Source organism: Lysinibacillus sp. NPDC056232 (assembly GCF_042267565.1).
Taxonomy (GTDB): Bacteria; Bacillota; Bacilli; order Bacillales_A; family Planococcaceae; genus Lysinibacillus.
The window spans coordinates 1-1,885 of sequence record NZ_JBHJTF010000092.1; the positions used below are offsets into that span (position 1 = coordinate 1).

General features: G+C 34.0%; 2 protein-coding genes. One reads left to right on the top strand and one right to left on the bottom strand.

Going from position 1 to position 1,885, the window contains the following annotated elements; genetic code table 11:
* Positions 1-492 precede the first annotated feature (492 nt).
* Positions 493-1,404 carry a copper amine oxidase N-terminal domain-containing protein gene (locus ACFCYJ_RS27385; protein WP_376079103.1) on the bottom strand — a complete coding sequence of 304 codons (912 nt, stop codon included), beginning with the start codon at positions 1,402-1,404 and terminating at the stop codon, positions 493-495.
* Positions 1,405-1,534: 130 nt separating this feature from the next.
* Here ACFCYJ_RS27385 and ACFCYJ_RS27390 point away from each other — a divergent pair, with 130 nt between their 5' ends.
* Positions 1,535-1,756 (top strand): DUF4177 domain-containing protein, encoded by a 222-nt coding sequence (locus ACFCYJ_RS27390; RefSeq protein WP_376079105.1) that lies wholly within the window; start codon positions 1,535-1,537, stop codon positions 1,754-1,756.
* Positions 1,757-1,885 lie beyond the last annotated feature (129 nt).

Sequence of the window (1,885 nt, forward strand, 5' to 3'; positions counted from 1 at the left end):
AGTCTTCACTTTACTTAAGGCTGTTTTCGTAAAGATTGTTGCTCTTCAACTAACGGAGCAGTTTAGTTGAAGAAGGATTTATTATGGTACATCAAGAAAATCCTGTTTATATCACTTCTTAAATTAAGAGAAAGATTACTACAGCAGGAATAATTTAATAATAATTGTCACACGAGGAGACCCTTGGACACTATTTGATCCAACGGATAAAGTAAATGAGATTTTCTGGCCAACAGGTTATACTCAACAAACCACTCCACAACGATTTACTTATGCAACCTCAAACGGTAACTTGACTGCTTCATTAAAAAAAGCTGGTATTAATGCTTAAGTAGATGAGGCTGTCTCATAAGTCCCTTTTGAAGTAAATTCACATAAAATTGAAAAGACAGAAACGTTGTTAAATCAATGTTTCTGTCTTTTTCTTTTTATTTATTTTTGGCTAAAATACCCCTTTTGGGACAGTCCCATCTTAAATTTAAATCAACTACTTCATTTGTGGTCAGGAAGTTTCTGTATGATATCAGAATATATATTCATTTTTGTTTTAATTTTTACCTGTTCATTTTTATCTTCCTGGTAAACTATTGTAGCCATACCATCATCGTTCTCAAAAAAGAGTACACTACGATGATCAAAAGGTTCCATAAACGGGTCTCTATCTAAACTCATTTCGGGTGAAACATTCCCTCTTGCCTGAGATGGTTTTCCTCTTTCCCGGTATAATTGTCCAATGGCTATTGCATCGCCATCTTTGATTTGTACAAATGTATAATTTCCATCATTAAAATAGTAAGTGTCTGCTCTTCCATGAGGAAACGTATATTGGTGCAAACGATAACCATCTAATGTACCAAGTGGTATGAAATCCCTGTTGATTGGTAATGCGATAGCAGCTTTACGCGCTGCTTGAAGGTCATCCTGATACAATAATTTTGAATCAAACGAATAGTCCTGTGAGTTAACAAAAACAAATTTGCGAATGGATTCATATTGAACTTTGTACCCTAAGGATTCAGAGACAAATCGGATAGGAACAAGAATACGGCCATTGCTATTTTGAGCAGGTACATCCATTTGAATAGCCTTGTCATTTTTATAGGCAGTGCTGCTATTTGCACTTATTTTTAGATAATCTCCCTCTTTATTTTGAACTGTAGCAACGCTAGTCGTTGAGTTAAAACTATAAGAAAGACCAAGAGATGCAAGCGCTCGGATGGGAACAAATAGACGGTTATTATCCATCAGAGGATGTACATCCATCTTTATAAATTCACCATTCGCAACGATTTCTACGGGTCTAACATTCTCTTCTGATTTAACTAGCGGTCCTGCGCTTGCATATGAATAATGGAATAAACCTAAACTTAACGTTAATACTAACCCTGACATTATTTTCTTCATTTTGTATCTCCCCCATCTTTTTTTAACGTACAATTAAGGTAATAAGTGGAAAACTATAAGTAATTGTAACACTTAATAACAGATAAAAACATACAGTTAAAACAAGATTTTAAAAGAATATATATATTAATTGAGCAAAGCAACAAATATGGTTCTGGTGCAAAAACTTCAAGACAATGGAGAGTTTAAAAAGTTATCTAGTAAACCTAATGAAGACTATCGAGAAGTAATTAAAAATCACGCAAAACAAGGATGGCGTTTTGTTCAAATTTTCTCCCCTGACTTTGCAACTTCAGGAGTTGCAGTAGGGTCATACTATGAATTGATTTTTGAAAGACCTATAAAACAGTAAACAGAAAACATTCGTTATGAAAGTTTGTGAAACATTACACTTAAACTAACGGGGTGCTTTAGTTTAATAAGATAGACAAACCAGAAGCAATAATCTTTGAGAAAACAGCCTTTAAGTAAAGTGAAGACC